Source organism: Pseudomonas sp. LBUM1646, from assembly GCF_059716165.1.
Map to the genome: position 1 here is coordinate 1258315 of NZ_CP166810.1, position 15116 is coordinate 1273430.

Below are 15116 nucleotides of genomic sequence, written 5' to 3' on the forward strand. Positions count from 1 at the left end.
TGCGCATAACCTGTAGGAGCAAGGCTTGCCCGCGATAGCGATTTCCCAGGCGCCAAATATCCCCGGAACCCTCCCTCATCCCCCGTTGTCGACTAGGCTCTAAGCACTGCTTGATTGGCCTTGTGACGTCTTGTCGAATTTTTTACCCGCGGGGGCGGGTGCTGCACCTTTTTCCTGTCACTCGTCGACTTTTCAAACAGAACCCTGGAGCCTGCCCACTGATTCGAGAGGTGCCCCATGAGTCTGCTGCTTGAACCCTATACCCTTCGCCAATTGACCTTGCTCAACCGCATTGCCGTATCGCCAATGTGCCAGTACTCCAGCGTCGATGGCCTGGCCAATGACTGGCACCTGGTCCACCTCGGCAGCCGCGCGGTCGGCGGGGCCGGTCTGATTTTTACCGAAGCCACGGCGGTCACTGCCGATGGACGCATCACCGCCGAGGACCTCGGCCTGTGGAGTGACGAACAGATCGAACCGCTGCAACGCATCACCCGGTTTATCGCCGCCCAAGGCGCGGTCGCCGGTATTCAACTGGCCCACGCCGGGCGCAAGGCCAGTACCCATCGGCCGTGGATCGGCAAACACGGCAGCCTCAAACCCGAAGACGGTGGCTGGACCCCGGTCGGGCCTTCGCCGATTGCTTTCGATCCGCAACACACGCCACCTAAACAACTCGATGAAGCGCAGATCGCTGAAGTCATTCAGGCCTTCGTCGATTCGGCCAAACGCGCACTGACTGCCGGTTTCAAAGTGGTCGAGATCCACGCTGCCCACGGTTATCTGTTGCACCAGTTTCTGTCGCCACTGAGCAATCAGCGGCGCGATCAATATGGCGGTTCGTTCGAAAATCGCATTCGCCTGGTGCTGCAAGTTACCGACGCGGTGCGTGCGGTGTGGCCGGAGGAGTTGCCGCTGTTTGTGCGGGTATCCGCCACCGACTGGGTGGAAGACGGCTGGAACCCGGATGAAACCGTGGAGCTTGCGCGACGCCTCAAAGACCTGGGCGTGGATTTGATCGACGTCTCGTCGGGCGGCACCGCGGCCAATGCGGAAATTCCTACAGGGCCGGGTTATCAGACCCGCTTCGCTGAGCGCGTGCGTAAGGAGTCGGGGATTGCCACTGGCACCGTGGGGATGATTACCGAGCCGGCGCAGGCTGAGCACATCCTGCGGACGTGTCAGGCCGACATTATCTTCCTGGCCAGGGAGTTGTTGCGCGATCCGTACTGGCCGCTGCATGCCGATGATGACTTGGGTGGGCGCAAAGCGGTGTGGCCGGCGCAATATCAGCGGGCGACCCATCGGGATCAGCCGATTCATGAGTCGGATTTGCGGGATTGAGTCCTCTGTAAACAAAAAGCCCCGGCCAGATTGGTCGGGGCTTTTTTACGTCAAAAGATCGCAGCCTGCGATCTTTTGCTTTTGCTACGTCAGGTGTACTTACGCTTCTCCGGCGCCGGCGGGAAGTACTGGTACAACCAGGTTTCACTCAACGTCCGGTCATTGGTGCGAATAAACAACCGCAGCTCCACCGGCGCCACGCTGTCATTGGTCGGGAACCAGTCAAACGTAATCCGATAACCCTTGATGTCATCGAGCACCAGCACGTTGAAGTCCTTCACCTCGCCATTCGAGCAAGTGACCACCGGCTCGATCCCCGCGCCTTCCGGTAAACGATCCAGACCGCCACCGGTGAAGTCCACGGCAAAGCGTCGCGCCCAGACTTCAGGGTAATGCTCACCCGGCGCCCAGCCTTCGATAAAGCCGCCCATGCCCGAACGCGTCGCGTTGACCCGCGCCAGCGGTGTGCTGACCGGCGGCAATGCGCTCCAGTACAGCTTGTAGCCGAAGTTCAGCGAGTCACCGGCCGCGACCGGCTTCTTCGGCGTCCAGAACGTGACGATGTTATCCAGCGTCTCGCCGGTTGTAGGAATTTCCAGCAAATCGATAGAGCCTTCGCCCCACTCGGTCGTAGGTTCTACCCACAGGCTTGGGCGCTTGCTGTACCAGTCGACGGTGTCTTGATAACTGGCGAACTCGTGATCGGTCTGCACCAGGCCAAAACCTTTCGGATTAGTGTCGGCGAAGGCATTGAACTGCAGGGTCGCCGGGTTGTTCAGCGGACGGCAGATCCACTCGCCGTTACCGCGCCACATAGCCAGGCGATCGGAGTCGTGGATTTGCGGGTGAATGGTGTCGCACATGCGCCGTTCGTGGGTGCCGCAGCTGAACATGCTGGTCATCGGCGAGATGCCCAGTTGCTCGATGGCGGTGCGCGCATTGATGTGTGCGTCGATGGCCATGACCACCTGGCTCGCCTGGCAATCGATGTCGAAACGGTAGGCACCGGTAGCGCTCGGCGAGTCGAGCAGGGCGTAGACCACGAAGCGGGTGCTGTCCTTGTCCGGCGTCTCGAACCAGAACTTGGTGAAATCCGGGAATTCCTCACGCTTCTTGGCATAAGTGTCGATCGCCAGGCCGCGAGCCGAGAGGCCATATTGGCCAGACGCATCGACTGCGCGGAAGTAACTCGCACCGAGGAAAGACAATATGTCGTGCTTGTCCAGCTCCGGGGCCTTGAACAACTTGAACCCGGAGAACCCCAGGTCGCCGGTGAGCTGTTTGGTGTCGACCGTGGTTTTTTCATAGTTGAACAGCGACGGACGGAAATGCACTTCCCGCGCTTGACGGGTCTTGGGATCGACGCTGTACATGCGCACGGGTTGTTTGAAGCCCATGCCGACGTGGAAAAACCGCACGTCCAACTGACCGTTCAAGTCGTTCCACAGCGAGTGCTTGCCGTCGTACTGAATCGCGTTGAATTGTTGCGGCGCCATGGTCGCCAGCGTCGGCGGCAGCACCTGCTTGGTGTCCTGATAGCGACTGGTGGCAAGCTGCTTGGCCTGGATTTTCAGCGCTTCGAAGTCGAAGGCCTGCGCGTCGCCATCAGCGGCGCCATTCCCGGCCCAGGCGCGGGCGGCCAATAGGCCAGTAGCCGACAGACCGGTGTAGGCCGCGATAGCCATGGACGCTTTGAGCAAATTCCTGCGGTGCATAAGTACAACCTGTCGTGAACAATCCCGCGCCGTTCCTGGCACTGCTGGGATCAAAAAAAGAGGTTCGGACATGCCTTCGGCCAAACGCAACGGACTCTTAACAGATGCCAAATAGCTTAAACCGTTCGGTCGTGAAGAAAAAATGATTGATAGCACAACGATGTTGCGGCAATGAAACAAGACATGTCCGGTAACGTTTCCCACAGTACTTTCTGTTTTATAAGGCATTTGTGCCTTTTTCGACTAATTACTCTAAAAACCACTTTTCAGCGCCGATTTAATTCCTATTCTATGGACATGACCGGTTTCGCGGCCCTTCAGGCCGGTGGGTTCAGCGCGCACCAAGCGACTGCTGAAAGTAGTAGGGCGATGCGGTTTTCTGAAGTTTTCTTTGACGTATTAGAAGGACATCGTCCATGTCGAAAGTACAAGGCATCACCGAACTGTTGGGAATCCTCCCGTGCCTGGCCACCGGTCGGCGCAGGCGTCGGCTCAATTCGGAGGAAATGAAACTGGTGGAGCGGTATCGGGAGTTGTCCGAGAGTGATCGGATAGCGATGCGGTATCTGGTGGATGCGATGAGGAGTGTTTCGAGGTTTTGAGGAGGGGATTTGGCCGTGACATGTGTTGCGGCCGAAACACAATCATGTAGCAGCTGGCGAAGCCTGCGTTCGGCTGCGAAGCAGTCGTAAAACCTGAACGCACGGTCTTCCTGAAGCACCGCGTCGCCTGACTTCACGACTGCTTCGCAGTCGAACGCAGGCTTCGCCAGCTGCTACAAGGAGGGTGTTTCGACTAACCAAAGGGGCGGGCCGTGAGGTCTGCCCCCTTTTCATTTGTTCACCTGATCTTCAACTGCAAGTGCCCATGATCTTGAATGGTCGCTGTACCTGCATCAGATCAGGCATATCCCGCCACTTGATCCAGGCCTGATGCTGCCAGTGCAGCAGCGGCACCGAGATGCCGGCCCACTGCAACGAACTCAGGCTCGGAATGTTATCCACAGATGTCGCGCTCGATTCACGCAGCATCGGGATGACTTCGTTGCTCAGCCATTGGCGCAGGTTTCGGTTTTCCGGGATGAAATGGTGAATCAGAAGGGCGTACATCCCGGATTCGCTGACCATCAGTGATTCGACGGTGTTACCGCTTTTCAGCAGCCGGACGTTTCGACGCTGATCGGGATCGAGTTTCAGGGTGAGGTGTTCGTCCATTGGGCGGCCCATTAGGCGACCGAGATCGTGGACGCAGAACCAGGCTTGGTTGTCTTGCATGAGGGTGTGGAGGAAGCGGTTGTGGCGGGTGAAGACGGTGGGGGTGAAATGCGGATGGATTTCAGGCTGACGTAATTTGTGATCAAACATCGTTCGACTCCAAGTTGAAATGGGAGCCGCTACTCAAAGGAGCGCGGTTGCGCCGTCTTGATTGTGTTCCGGCTTCGACACCGGGTCGCTGATTTGGCAGCGACGAGGTTAAGCCTATCGTCCAGGCGCTCGCGGCGCCAAGCCTACTCTGGCGCTGCGTGTTGTAGGAATTGGAGCTTTTTCCGGAAGGCTCGGTCTGTAGGAATTTCCTGTTTTTGCATGAGGGGCCGCGCTACGCGGTGGTCGAGTGGTATTTCTAGTTTTCGTTGCCTGTGGTCAGAGAGCGCCAAGGAATTTTCGGTGCTTAACGGACAGGCTTAAAAAATGGAGAATGCCTTGAAAGTATGCTTGAAACAGATAAGCGGCCCTTGGGACCAGGGATGGGTGCTGGACAAGCACATGATTAGTAGTACCTTTCTAGGGGATGATGAGCGAGGAAACCCACGCTTCGATAATCTCCGTACAGAGGTAGGGCAAGCGACCTACCAGCTCAAATACTCAAATATCAGAAGGATTGGAGTCAGGTGAGCCCACTTGCTCAAGCTGTAGCGACAAATGTCTTACCTAAGCTTGCTCAGGTAGGATTCGTTGTTCCTATGCCTGCCTCAAATGTACGTGCTAGACAACCAGTTACTGAGGTTGCCGTGGAGCTAGGACGAATATAGGACGACCTGTTTTCTCGGATTTACTCCGAAAGACTACTACGGGGCAATCACTTAAAGATTTGCATTCCAAGGCTGAAAAGGTTGCTGCTATAGGAACTAGCTTCAGTGTGAATGATGAAATTATCAATGCAGGCTGTTGGAATGTTTTGATCGTTGATGATTTGTTTGACAGTGGGGTATCAATGGATGCCGCCTGTGCTGTTTTACGTAAGTATCCCAAGGTCGGAAATATCTACGTCGCGGCATTAACTTGGAAGTAAGATAAATGACAACTGTATTTATTGCGGGCTCTATTAATATCAAGCACCTTGATCCGAAGGTTAAAGAGCGTATCAATAATATTGTTGATTCAGAGTTTGACGTCGTCGTTGGCGATGCAGGCGGAGCTGATACATCTATTCAAGAGTATCTGTTAAGCCTGGTTAGATCTAAAACTACTATTTATTGCAGTGGCATGGTCCCGCGAAACAATCTTGGAGAATGGCCGGCTAGGACAGTGGAAACCAAACACTCCAAAGGGTCGCGAGCATTTTTTACCGCGAAGGATGTTGTCATGGCCGAGGCCGCTGATTACGGCTTGATGATATGGGATGCAAAAAGTACGGGAACACTGAGCAACGTAATTGAACTGTTGTCTCGAAAGAAAAAGTCGCTCGTTTTTGTTAATAAAGAAAAAGCTTTTAAGGTGGTAGGGAATGTGAGCCAGCTTGAGGAGCTTCTTGCATTTATGTCGGATTACGCTAAACAAAAAGCAGATGAAAAAATTAAACTTTTCGATCGCATCTCTTTGCTGAAACACGATCAAGCAGAACTGTTGCTTTGATATTTTTCGCTTCAGTCAATAGTCTTCATTAATTCCCCTTTCTCCAAGCGTGTGAGAAAGGGGAATCAGTTTCGGCACCACTAACACTGCCGAGGCAAAAATCTTTACCGACTAACCTTCCACGCATCCCCCGCAGGCGCAGTCCCGTGGTCATACGGCTTGGCAATCCACATGTAGATCAACCCCAACCCTATAACAATGGCCGTACTCAACACCATCGCATAGTTGATATACCAAGCCGCATCCGGCGTACGCGGCCAAGCCATGTTGATAATCGCGCCGACGCCATAAACCAGCGCACCGATGTTCACCGGCAACCCCCACGCGCCGAGGGTGAATTTTCCGCTCGGTTTCCAGCCTTTCATCCGTGCGTAAAGCGCCGCCAAGACGATCATCTGGAACGCCAGATAGATCCCGATCGCCGCGAAGCTAACAATGGTCGCTACCGCATCCTGCAAGAAGAATCCAAGCACGATGATCAACGCCGGCAGGACACCGGACACAAACAGCGCCGCAACCGGCACTTGAGTCGTAGGGGAAATCTTCTTCAGCAACGTGCTGCCAATGACCATTTCGTCCCGGGCGTAGGAATACAGCAGACGACTCGCCGCCGCTTGTAGGCTGATGACGCAGGAGATGAAGGAAATCATGACCACGCCCATCACCACTTTCGAGCCGACCGGGCCGAAGGCGTTGTTGAGGATGGTGGTGACCGGGTCTTTGTCGGTGCCGTTGATCACGGCTTGCATGTCGGGCACGGCGAGGATCAGGGCCAGGCAGGCGAACATCGCCGAGATACCGCCGATGTAGATGGTCATGCGCATTGCAATGGGGATTTGTTTGCTCGGGTTCGGGGTTTCTTCGGCGACATCGCCGCAGGCTTCGAAGCCGTAGTAGAGGAACATCCCGGCCAGCGAGGCGGTGAGGAAGGCTGGCAGGTACGAGCCGTCAATGCTGATGTCGAAGGTGTTGAACAACACGCTGATGGGTTGATGGCGTTCAAACACCAGCAAATACACACCCACGACCACCGCGCCGATCAACTCACAGAGGAAGCCGAACATGGCGATCCGTGCCAGCACTTTGGTGCCGCTGAGGTTGACCAGGGTGGCGAACAGGGTCAGGCACAAGGCGATGACGATGTTGGTGTTGTTGCTCGGTTCAAAACCCATCATCGCGGCGAGGTAGGGACCGGCACCGACGGCAACGGCAGCGATGGTTACGCACAGGGCGATGGAGTAGATCCAGCCGACCATCCACGCCCAGCGCTTGCCCACCAAGCGGCGAGCCCACGGGTAGACGCCGCCGGAAATCGGAAATTGCGAGACCACTTCGCCGAAGATCAGGCACACCAGCAGTTGGCCGCAACCGACTAGCAAATAGGCCCAGAACATCGGTGGCCCGCCCGCGGCCAGGCACAGACCGAAGAGGGTATAAACCCCTACGACCGGCGAGAGGTAAGTGAAGCCCAGGGCGAAGTTTTCCCACAGGCTCATGCTGCGATTGAAGTTCGAGGTGTAGCCCAGCTTGCGCAGTTGTTCGGCATCGCTGTCGGCAACGGCGGTGGAGAGATCGGGTGATGCACTCATGGTCTGTCAGCTCCGGAAAATCGGCAGATTTCGGATGTCCGAAACCGTGGCGGGGCCTTGGCGGCGCAGCCCGGATCGGTGGTTATTGTTTTGAATTGCGGTGAGGCCTTGTGGTAAATCGCCGACAACTTCCGTGTGTCTGCTGAAAAGATCGCAGCCTGTGGCAGCGCCTACATTGGCCGTATCCGCCGCAACTATTTCGCCTTGCACAACCCCTGTAGGAGCTGCCGAAGGCTGCGATCTTTTCGCTTTTTAATGCTTGAACATCACATGCCGAACGACGGTGTAGTCCTCCAGCCCATACATGGACATGTCCTTCCCGTACCCGGACAATTTCTGACCGCCATGCGGCATTTCACTGACCAGCATGAAGTGCGTATTCACCCAGGTGCAGCCGTACTGCAAACGTGCGGCCAGGCGATGGGCGCGACCGACGTCCGAGGTCCAGACCGACGACGCCAGGCCGTAGTCCGAATCGTTGGCCCAGCCCAGCACTTGCGCTTCATCGTTGAACTTGGTCACTGACACCACTGGCCCGAACACCTCGCGACGAACGATCTCATCATCTTGCTGAGCATCGGCCAGAACAGTCGGTTCGAAGAAGAAACCATTGCCCTCCACAGCCTTGCCACCCGTGATCAAACGGATGTGCGACTGCGCCACGGCTCGCTCGACAAACCCGGCCACGCGGTCGCGATGTTGTGCGGTGATCAGCGGCCCCAGCTCAGTCGCCGGATCATCCTGCAAGCCGTACTTGATGCTGCTGACTGCCGCGCCGAGCTTCTCTACAAATTTGTCGTAGATGCCTTTTTGCGCATAGATGCGGCACGCGGCGGTGCAGTCTTGCCCGGCGTTGTAAAAGCCGAAGGTGCGGATGCCTTCCACGGCGGCGTCGATGTCGGCGTCGTCGAAGATGATCACCGGGGCCTTGCCGCCCAATTCCATGTGCATGCGTTTGACGCTATCGGCGGTGCTGGAAATGATGTTGGCACCGGTAGCGATGGAACCGGTCAGCGAGACCATGCGCACTTTCGGATGGGTAACCAGCGGACTACCGACGGTAGGACCACGACCGAACACCAGATTGAGCACGCCCGCCGGGAAGATTTCCGACGCCAGTTCCACCAGACGCAACGCGGTCAGCGGGGTTTGTTCCGACGGCTTGAGCACCACGGTATTACCGGCGGCGAGGGCCGGGGCGATTTTCCAGGCGACCATCATCAGCGGGTAGTTCCACGGTGCGATGGAGGCGATCACGCCGACTGGATCGCGGCGGATCATCGAGGTGTGGCCGGGCAGGTATTCACCGCCCGCCGAACCGCTCATGCAGCGGCTGGCGCCGGCGAAGAAACGGAACACGTCGGCAATCGCCGGGATCTCGTCGTTCAACGCGGCGCTGTAGGGTTTGCCGCAGTTGTCCGATTCCAGTTTGGCCAACTCTTCGCCATGGGCTTCGATGGCATCGGCGAGTTTGAGCAGCAGCAGCGAGCGTTCTTTGGGCGGGGTTTGCGACCAGGCTTCGAAAGCATTGTCGGCGGCGCGCACGGCGGCATCGACCTGGGCTTCGCTGGCTTCGTTGATTTCCACCAAGACGCGGCCGAGGGCCGGGTTGAACACCGGTTGGGCGGGGCCTTCGCCGTCGATCAGTTGGCCGTTGATCAAGAGTTTGGTTTGCATGGTTCTGTCCTCATCGAAACTATTATTTTTCTGCCGGAACCGTTCCCTGTAGGAGCATGGCTTGCCCGCGATGGCGTCTTTGGATACGCCAAAAGCATCGCGGGCAAGCCTTGCTCCTACAGGGGTAGTCGTTGTCAGTTACTGATCTATTTCCCGCCACTGCCCGCCACGCTTTCACCACCCCGGGTCAGGTAATAGGCGCCGAGGATCGGCAGCATGGTCACCATCATCACCAGCATCGCGACGACGTTGGTCACCGGCACGTCCCGTGGGCGGCTGAGTTGGTTGAGCAGCCACAGCGGCAGGGTGCGTTCATGGCCGGCGGTGAAGGTGGTGACGATGATCTCGTCGAATGACAGGGCAAAGGCGAGCATGCCGCCGGCCAGCAACGCCGAACCGAGACTCGGCAGGACGATATAGCGGAAGGTCTGCCAGCCGTCGGCGCCGAGGTCCATCGAGGCTTCGATCAAACTGTGCGAGGTACGGCGCAAACGGGCGATGACGTTGTTGTAGACGATCACCACACAGAAGGTCGCGTGGCCGACGATGATGGTGAACATCCCCGGCTCGATCCCCAGCGTCTTGAACGTCGCCAGCAACGCGATCCCGGTGATGATCCCCGGCAACGCAATCGGCAGGATCAGCATCAACGAGATGCCCTGCTTGCCGAAGAATTCCCGGCGGTACAACGCCGCTGAGGCGAGGGTGCCGAGGACCATGGCGATCAACGTTGCGATGGCAGCAATTTCCGCCGACAACTTGATCGCTTCCAGCACGTCGGGACGCGAGAACGCCACGCTGAACCACTTCAGGGTGAAGCCCTTGGGTGGAAAGCTGAACGCCGCTTCTTCGGTGTTGAAGGCGTACAGGAAGATGATCAGGATCGGGAAGTGCAGAAACACCAGCCCACCCCAAGCCGCTATTTTCAGCCCCAGCGATGCTTGATCGCCTTGCTTCACAGGTTTAGAGCGCATCGAAGGCCCCCAGTCGTTTGACGATGGTCAGGTAAATGGCGATCAACACAATCGGCACCAGCGTGAACGCGGCCGCCATCGGCATATTGCCGATTGCACCTTGCTGGGCGTAAACCATGCTTCCGACAAAGTAGCCCGGCGGCCCCACCAGTTGCGGCACGATGAAGTCGCCCAAGGTCAGCGAAAACGTGAAGATCGAGCCCGCCGCAATACCCGGAATCGACAGCGGCAAAATCACCTGCATAAAGGTCTGGCGCGGCTTCGCCCCAAGGTCCGCCGAGGCTTGCAGCAGCGATGGCGGCAAGCGTTCCAGCGAGGCCTGGATCGGCAGGATCATGAACGGCAGCCAGATGTAGACGAACACCATGAATCGCCCCAGATGCGAGGTCGACAGCGTGCTGCCGCCAACACCAGGAATCCCGAGCACGAATTGCAGAACCGGCTCCAACCCCAAGTGCTGAACGAACCATTGCGCGACCCCGCCCTTGGCCAGCAGTAACGTCCAGGCATACGCCTTGACGATGTAACTGGCCCACATCGGCAACATCACCGCGATGTAGAAAAACGCCTTGGTCTTGCCGGTGGTGTAACGCGCCATGTAGTAAGCAATCGGGAACGCGACGATAGCGCTGGCAATCGACACGACAATCGCCATGCTCAGCGTGCGCAGGATGATGTCGAAGTTCGACGGCTGAAACAGCGCGGCAAAGTTCGCCAGGGTCAGGTCGGGGGTGACCGCCATGGTGAAGTCATCGAAGGTGTAGAAGCCTTGCCACAACAGCACCAGCAGCGAGCCGAGGTAGATCGCGCCGAACCACAGCAGCGGCGGCACCAGCAACAGCGCCAGGTAAAAATTCGGTCGGCGATACAGCAGGTTGGAAAACCGCCGCAGCGGCGAACCACTGGTCGGGGTTTGAGAGATTGCCAAGGTGTTCATCTCACACCCCGCCAACAACATTGTCGTGCAACGGAATCATGGCTTCGCGCGCCCAACGGGCGCTGATGCGTTGCCCGGTCTGGTGCTGGGCGCTGGTGTCCAGCCACTGGACATTGGCCTGGCTGATGTTCAGGGTCTGGCCGTTTTCCAGTTTCACTTCATAGCGAGTGGCACTGCCCTGGTACTGAATGTCGTGGAGCAATCCGCTGACTTCGATCTCATGGCTGGCCAGCGGGCCTTCAGCGAAGCGCACGTGTTCCGGACGGATCGAAAACGGCTGCGGATTGCCGCTCAACTGCTTGGCCAGATCGCCGCGAATCACGTTGGAGGTGCCGACGAATTCGGCGACGAACGTGGTCGCCGGTTTCATGTAGAGGTTGCGCGGGGTGTCGACTTGTTCGATGCGACCTTTATTGAATACGGCCACGCGATCGGACATCGACAGCGCTTCAGTCTGGTCGTGGGTGACGAAGATGAAGGTGATGCCGAGCTGGCGTTGCAGCTTCTTCAACTCGCCCTGCATTTGTTCGCGCAGCTTCAAGTCGAGGGCGCCCAATGGCTCATCGAGCAACAAGACCCGTGGGCGATTGACCAAGGCGCGGGCCAGGGCCACACGCTGGCGTTGACCGCCCGAGAGTTGCACCGGTTTGCGCTCGCCGTAGCCCCCGAGGGCGACCATGTCGAGGGCTTCTTCGGCGCGTTTCAGGCGTTCGGCCTTGCCGACGCCTTTGACTTTCAAACCGTAGGCGACGTTGTCGCGAACGTTCATGTGCGGGAACAGCGCGTAATCCTGGAACACCGTGTTCACGTCACGCTGATACGGCGGCAGCCCGGCGGCTTCTTCACCGTGAATGCGGATCGAGCCTGTGCTCGGTTGTTCGAACCCGGCGATCAGGCGCAGGCACGTGGTTTTGCCCGAGCCGGAAGGGCCGAGCATGGAAAAGAACTCGCCGTCCTGGATATCGATGGAAACCCGGTCAACGGCCTTCACTTCGCCGAACTGCCGGGAAACGTTGGTGAATTGGACTGCAAGTGTCATGGTGCGGTGCTCCAAAAAGGCGAGGGCCGTCGCAGCGGCCCTGCCTGGACTTCTGAAAAATCTGAATCGAGGTGAAGAGCCGTAGCAGCTGCCGAGGTACGAGGCTGCGATGGGCTGCGCAGCGGCCCCCGAGGGCGGTCCTGCGGACACGCAACGCAGCCTCGTGCCTCGGCAGCTGCTACGAGGGGCTTAGCGACCGCCCATAATCGCGATGTAATCCTGGGTCCAGCGGCTGTACGGCACGAACTTGCCGCCTTCAGCCTGCGGGGTTTTCCAGAAGGCGATCTTCTCGAACTGGTCGAAACCGTTGGTCTTGCAGCCCTCGGCACCCAACAGTTCACTGCCGGTACACGCCGCCGGCACCGCTGGCAACGAACCGAACCACGCCGCTACGTCACCCTGGACTTTCGGTTGCAGCGACCAGTCCATCCATTTGTAGGCGCAGTTCGGATGCTTGGCCTCGGCGTGCAACATCGTGGTGTCAGCCCAACCGGTAGCGCCTTCTTTCGGAATGGTCGAGGCGATCGGTTGCTTCTCGTTGATCAGGCCGTTGACCTGATACGGCCAGGCGCTGGACGCGACCACGCCTTCGTTTTTGAAGTCACTCATCTGCACAGTCGTGTCGTGCCAGTAGCGGTGAATCAACGGCTGCTGGGCGCGCAACAGATCGAGCACGGCCTTGTACTGGGTTTCGGTCAGTTGATACGGATCTTTGATTCCCAGTTCCGGCTTGGTGCTCTTGAGGTACAGCGCCGCGTCGGCGATGTAGATCGGGCCGTCATACGCCTGCACGCGGCCCTTGTTGGCCTTGCCGTCCGGCAGGTTTTGCGCATCGAACACCACGCCCCAACTGGTCGGCGCAGTCTTGAACACGTTGGTGTTGTACATCAGCACGTTCGGGCCCCACTGATAGGGAGTGCCGTAAGTCTGCTGGTTGACCACGTACCACGGCGCATCCTTGAGGCGTGGGTCGAGGCCTTTCCAGTTCGGGATCAACGCGGTGTTGATCGGCTGCACCCGCTTGCCGCCGATCAACCGCAGCGACGCATCGCCGGACGCAGTCACCAAGTCGTAACCACCCTTGGCCATCAGGCTGACCATTTCATCGGAGGTGGCGGCGGTTTTCACATTGACCTTGCAGCCGGTTTCCTTCTCGAAACCGGTCACCCAGTCGTAGGCCTTGTCGCTCTCGCCACGTTCGATGTAGCCGGGCCAGGCCACGATATCCAGCTGACCTTCGCCGGCACCGACGGCTTTCAGCGGTTCGGCGGCCTGGATACTGGCACTGGCGAGGAGCGCAGTGGTGATTGCACTGAGCAGTGCGGTCTTGTGCACGAACATGGGGTTTCCCTCTTCTTTAATTATGGTCGGGGCAGTTGTGAACGTGGTGAAGCATGCCGTTGGCGGCTTGTTATTAGCGTAGTCAGAGATGCTGGCCGTGGCGGGCCATGATGTGCCGCACCACGCTGTAGTCCTGCAGCGAATCGCTGGATAAGTCTTTGCCGTAGCCCGAGCGTTTCAGGCCGCCGTGGGGCATTTCGCTGACCAGCATGAAGTGGCTGTTGATCCAGGTGCAGCCGTACTGCAAGCGCGCCGCCACCTGCATGGCTTTGTCGAGGTTCTGGGTCCAGACCGAAGAGGCGAGGCCGTATTCCGAATCGTTGGCCCAGTCCACCGCTTGCTCGAGTTCATCGAAACGGGTGACGGTGACCACCGGTCCGAACACTTCGCGCTGGACGATCTCATCGCTCTGTTTGCACCCTGCGAGCAAGGTCGGCTGGTAATAAAAACCGGCGCCGGAATGCACCGCCGCGCCAGTGACGCGTTCGATGTGCGGCTGGCCGAGGGCGCGCTCGACGAAACTGGCCACGCGGTCGCGCTGGCGGGTGCTGATCAGCGGGCCGATTTCATTGTCGGCGTCGCGTTTACCGGCGAAGCGCAGGCTGCTGACCGCTGCGCCCAGTTCGGCGACCAAGCGGTCGTGAATCCCGGCCTGTGCATAAATCCGGCACGCGGCGGTGCAGTCCTGACCGGCGTTGTAATAGCCGTAGGTACGCACGCCTTCGACCACCGCTTGAATGTCCGCGTCATTGCAGACGATCACCGGCGCTTTGCCGCCGAGTTCGAGGTGGGTGCGTTTCAGGGTTTTCGCCGCGGCTTGCAGGATTTTCTGCCCGGTGACGATATCGCCGGTCAGCGAGACCATGCGCACTTTCGGATGGCTGACCAAATGGCTGCCAACGCCTTCACCGCCACCGCAGATGATGTTGATCACCCCGCGCGGCAGGATTTCGGCCAGCACTGGCGCCAAAGCCAGAATCGACAGCGGCGTATGTTCGGACGGCTTGAACACCAGCGTGTTGCCGGCGGCCAGGGCCGGGGCGATTTTCCAGGCGGCCATCATGATCGGGTAGTTCCACGGCGCAATCGACGCGACGACCCCGATAGGATCGCGCCGCACCATGCTGGTGTAACCCGGCAGGTATTCGCCGCTGAGCTGGCCGGTCTGGCAACGCACGGCGCCGGCGAAGAAACGGAACACATCCACCGTGGCGCTCAAATCGTCCTGACGGGCCAGGTGCAACGGCTTGCCACAATTCAGGGATTCGAGACGGGCGAGGAGGTCGGCGTTTTTTTCGATGGCGTTGGCGATGTCCAGCAACAAGTTCGAGCGTTGCTGCGGCGTGGTCCGTGACCAACTGGCAAAGGCGCGGTGGGCGGCGAGGATCGCGGCTTCGACTTGCTCGGTGCTGGCTTCGGCGATATGCGTCAGCACTTCACCGGTGGCGGGGTTGAGGATCGGCTCGACAAAGCCCTGGCCCTGGACCAATTCGCCATCGATCAACAACGCGGTGAACAACGGGGTCTGCGCGCCAGCCATTTTTCGGGTTCTCTTTTCTTGTGTGGCCATGGTGCTCCCAGTGACTGGGGCCCGGCCGTCTTATAAATATGTAACAAGACTAGTGCGCGGGCCCGAGGTCGACAAATG

13 protein-coding genes are annotated in these 15116 nt (G+C 58.5%); 4 read left to right on the top strand and 9 right to left on the bottom strand.

Annotation, left to right across the window (positions count from 1 at the left end; genetic code table 11):
• Positions 1-237: 237 nt before the first annotated feature.
• Positions 238-1344: an NADH:flavin oxidoreductase/NADH oxidase gene (locus tag ACA071_RS05475; RefSeq protein WP_497643462.1), complete on the top strand. Its 1107-nt coding sequence runs from the start codon at positions 238-240 to the stop codon at positions 1342-1344.
• Positions 1345-1433: 89 nt separating this feature from the next.
• On the opposite strand, the gene ACA071_RS05480 is transcribed toward ACA071_RS05475, so the two are convergent.
• Positions 1434-3059, bottom strand: coding sequence for a glucan biosynthesis protein D (locus ACA071_RS05480; RefSeq protein ID WP_497643463.1), 1626 nt, complete (start codon positions 3057-3059; stop codon positions 1434-1436).
• A 416-nt stretch (positions 3060-3475) separates the two neighbouring features.
• On the opposite strand from ACA071_RS05480, the gene ACA071_RS05485 reads away from it, so the two are divergent.
• Complete coding sequence (locus ACA071_RS05485; RefSeq protein ID WP_497643464.1) at positions 3476-3661, top strand: hypothetical protein; 186 nt, start codon at positions 3476-3478, stop codon at positions 3659-3661.
• Positions 3662-3910: 249 nt separating this feature from the next.
• Here the strand turns inward: ACA071_RS05485 and ACA071_RS05490 are convergent, their stop codons facing one another.
• Positions 3911-4423 (bottom strand): BRO-N domain-containing protein, encoded by a 513-nt coding sequence (locus ACA071_RS05490; RefSeq protein WP_497643465.1) that lies wholly within the window; start codon positions 4421-4423, stop codon positions 3911-3913.
• Positions 4424-5195: 772 nt separating this feature from the next.
• On the opposite strand from ACA071_RS05490, the gene ACA071_RS05495 reads away from it, so the two are divergent.
• Together ACA071_RS05495 and ACA071_RS05500 are read left to right on the top strand one after the other, a co-directional pair.
• Positions 5196-5348 (top strand): hypothetical protein, encoded by a 153-nt coding sequence (locus ACA071_RS05495; RefSeq protein ID WP_497643466.1) that lies wholly within the window; start codon positions 5196-5198, stop codon positions 5346-5348.
• A gap of 5 nt (positions 5349-5353) precedes the next feature.
• Positions 5354-5911, top strand: a complete 558-nt coding sequence (locus ACA071_RS05500; protein WP_497643467.1) for a hypothetical protein — start codon at positions 5354-5356, stop codon at positions 5909-5911.
• A gap of 104 nt (positions 5912-6015) precedes the next feature.
• Here the strand turns inward: ACA071_RS05500 and ACA071_RS05505 are convergent, their stop codons facing one another.
• From ACA071_RS05505 to ACA071_RS05535, 7 genes are all read right to left on the bottom strand, one after another.
• Positions 6016-7500 (bottom strand): APC family permease, encoded by a 1485-nt coding sequence (locus ACA071_RS05505; protein WP_497643468.1) that lies wholly within the window; start codon positions 7498-7500, stop codon positions 6016-6018.
• Positions 7501-7752: 252 nt separating this feature from the next.
• Complete coding sequence (locus tag ACA071_RS05510) at positions 7753-9177, bottom strand: gamma-aminobutyraldehyde dehydrogenase (protein ID WP_497643469.1); 1425 nt, start codon at positions 9175-9177, stop codon at positions 7753-7755.
• 146 nt (positions 9178-9323) lie between these two features.
• Complete coding sequence (locus ACA071_RS05515) at positions 9324-10151, bottom strand: ABC transporter permease (protein ID WP_497643470.1); 828 nt, start codon at positions 10149-10151, stop codon at positions 9324-9326.
• Positions 10141-11088 carry an ABC transporter permease gene (locus tag ACA071_RS05520; protein WP_497643471.1) on the bottom strand — a complete coding sequence of 316 codons (948 nt, stop codon included), beginning with the start codon at positions 11086-11088 and terminating at the stop codon, positions 10141-10143. Before ACA071_RS05520 ends, ACA071_RS05515 begins: the two co-directional genes overlap by 11 nt.
• A gap of 1 nt (position 11089) precedes the next feature.
• The gene (locus ACA071_RS05525; protein ID WP_429528682.1) at positions 11090-12127 is read right to left on the bottom strand and encodes an ABC transporter ATP-binding protein; all 1038 of its coding nucleotides are present in this window, start codon (positions 12125-12127) and stop codon (positions 11090-11092) included.
• A 189-nt stretch (positions 12128-12316) separates the two neighbouring features.
• A complete protein-coding gene (ydcS, locus tag ACA071_RS05530; RefSeq protein WP_497643472.1) occupies positions 12317-13468 on the bottom strand; it encodes a putative ABC transporter substrate-binding protein YdcS in 1152 nt (383 codons plus the stop codon).
• Between the two features lie 82 nt (positions 13469-13550).
• A complete protein-coding gene (locus ACA071_RS05535) occupies positions 13551-15008 on the bottom strand; it encodes a gamma-aminobutyraldehyde dehydrogenase (protein WP_497645273.1) in 1458 nt (485 codons plus the stop codon).
• Positions 15009-15116: the final 108 nt, after the last annotated feature.

Bases quoted from the DNA above. Each gene is read 5' to 3' on its own strand.
- ACA071_RS05475 (WP_497643462.1), top strand. From the start codon at position 238: ATGAGTCTGCTGCTTGAACCCTATACCCTTCGCCAATTGACCTTGCTC.
- ACA071_RS05480 (WP_497643463.1), bottom strand. From the start codon at position 3,059: ATGCACCGCAGGAATTTGCTCAAAGCGTCCATGGCTATCGCGGCCTAC.
- ACA071_RS05485 (WP_497643464.1), top strand. From the start codon at position 3,476: ATGTCGAAAGTACAAGGCATCACCGAACTGTTGGGAATCCTCCCGTGC.
- ACA071_RS05490 (WP_497643465.1), bottom strand. From the start codon at position 4,423: ATGTTTGATCACAAATTACGTCAGCCTGAAATCCATCCGCATTTCACC.
- ACA071_RS05500 (WP_497643467.1), top strand. From the start codon at position 5,354: ATGACAACTGTATTTATTGCGGGCTCTATTAATATCAAGCACCTTGAT.
- ACA071_RS05505 (WP_497643468.1), bottom strand. From the start codon at position 7,500: ATGAGTGCATCACCCGATCTCTCCACCGCCGTTGCCGACAGCGATGCC.
- ACA071_RS05510 (WP_497643469.1), bottom strand. From the start codon at position 9,177: ATGCAAACCAAACTCTTGATCAACGGCCAACTGATCGACGGCGAAGGC.
- ACA071_RS05515 (WP_497643470.1), bottom strand. From the start codon at position 10,151: ATGCGCTCTAAACCTGTGAAGCAAGGCGATCAAGCATCGCTGGGGCTG.
- ACA071_RS05520 (WP_497643471.1), bottom strand. From the start codon at position 11,088: ATGAACACCTTGGCAATCTCTCAAACCCCGACCAGTGGTTCGCCGCTG.
- ACA071_RS05525 (WP_429528682.1), bottom strand. From the start codon at position 12,127: ATGACACTTGCAGTCCAATTCACCAACGTTTCCCGGCAGTTCGGCGAA.
- ydcS (WP_497643472.1), bottom strand. From the start codon at position 13,468: ATGTTCGTGCACAAGACCGCACTGCTCAGTGCAATCACCACTGCGCTC.
- ACA071_RS05535 (WP_497645273.1), bottom strand. From the start codon at position 15,008: ATGGCTGGCGCGCAGACCCCGTTGTTCACCGCGTTGTTGATCGATGGC.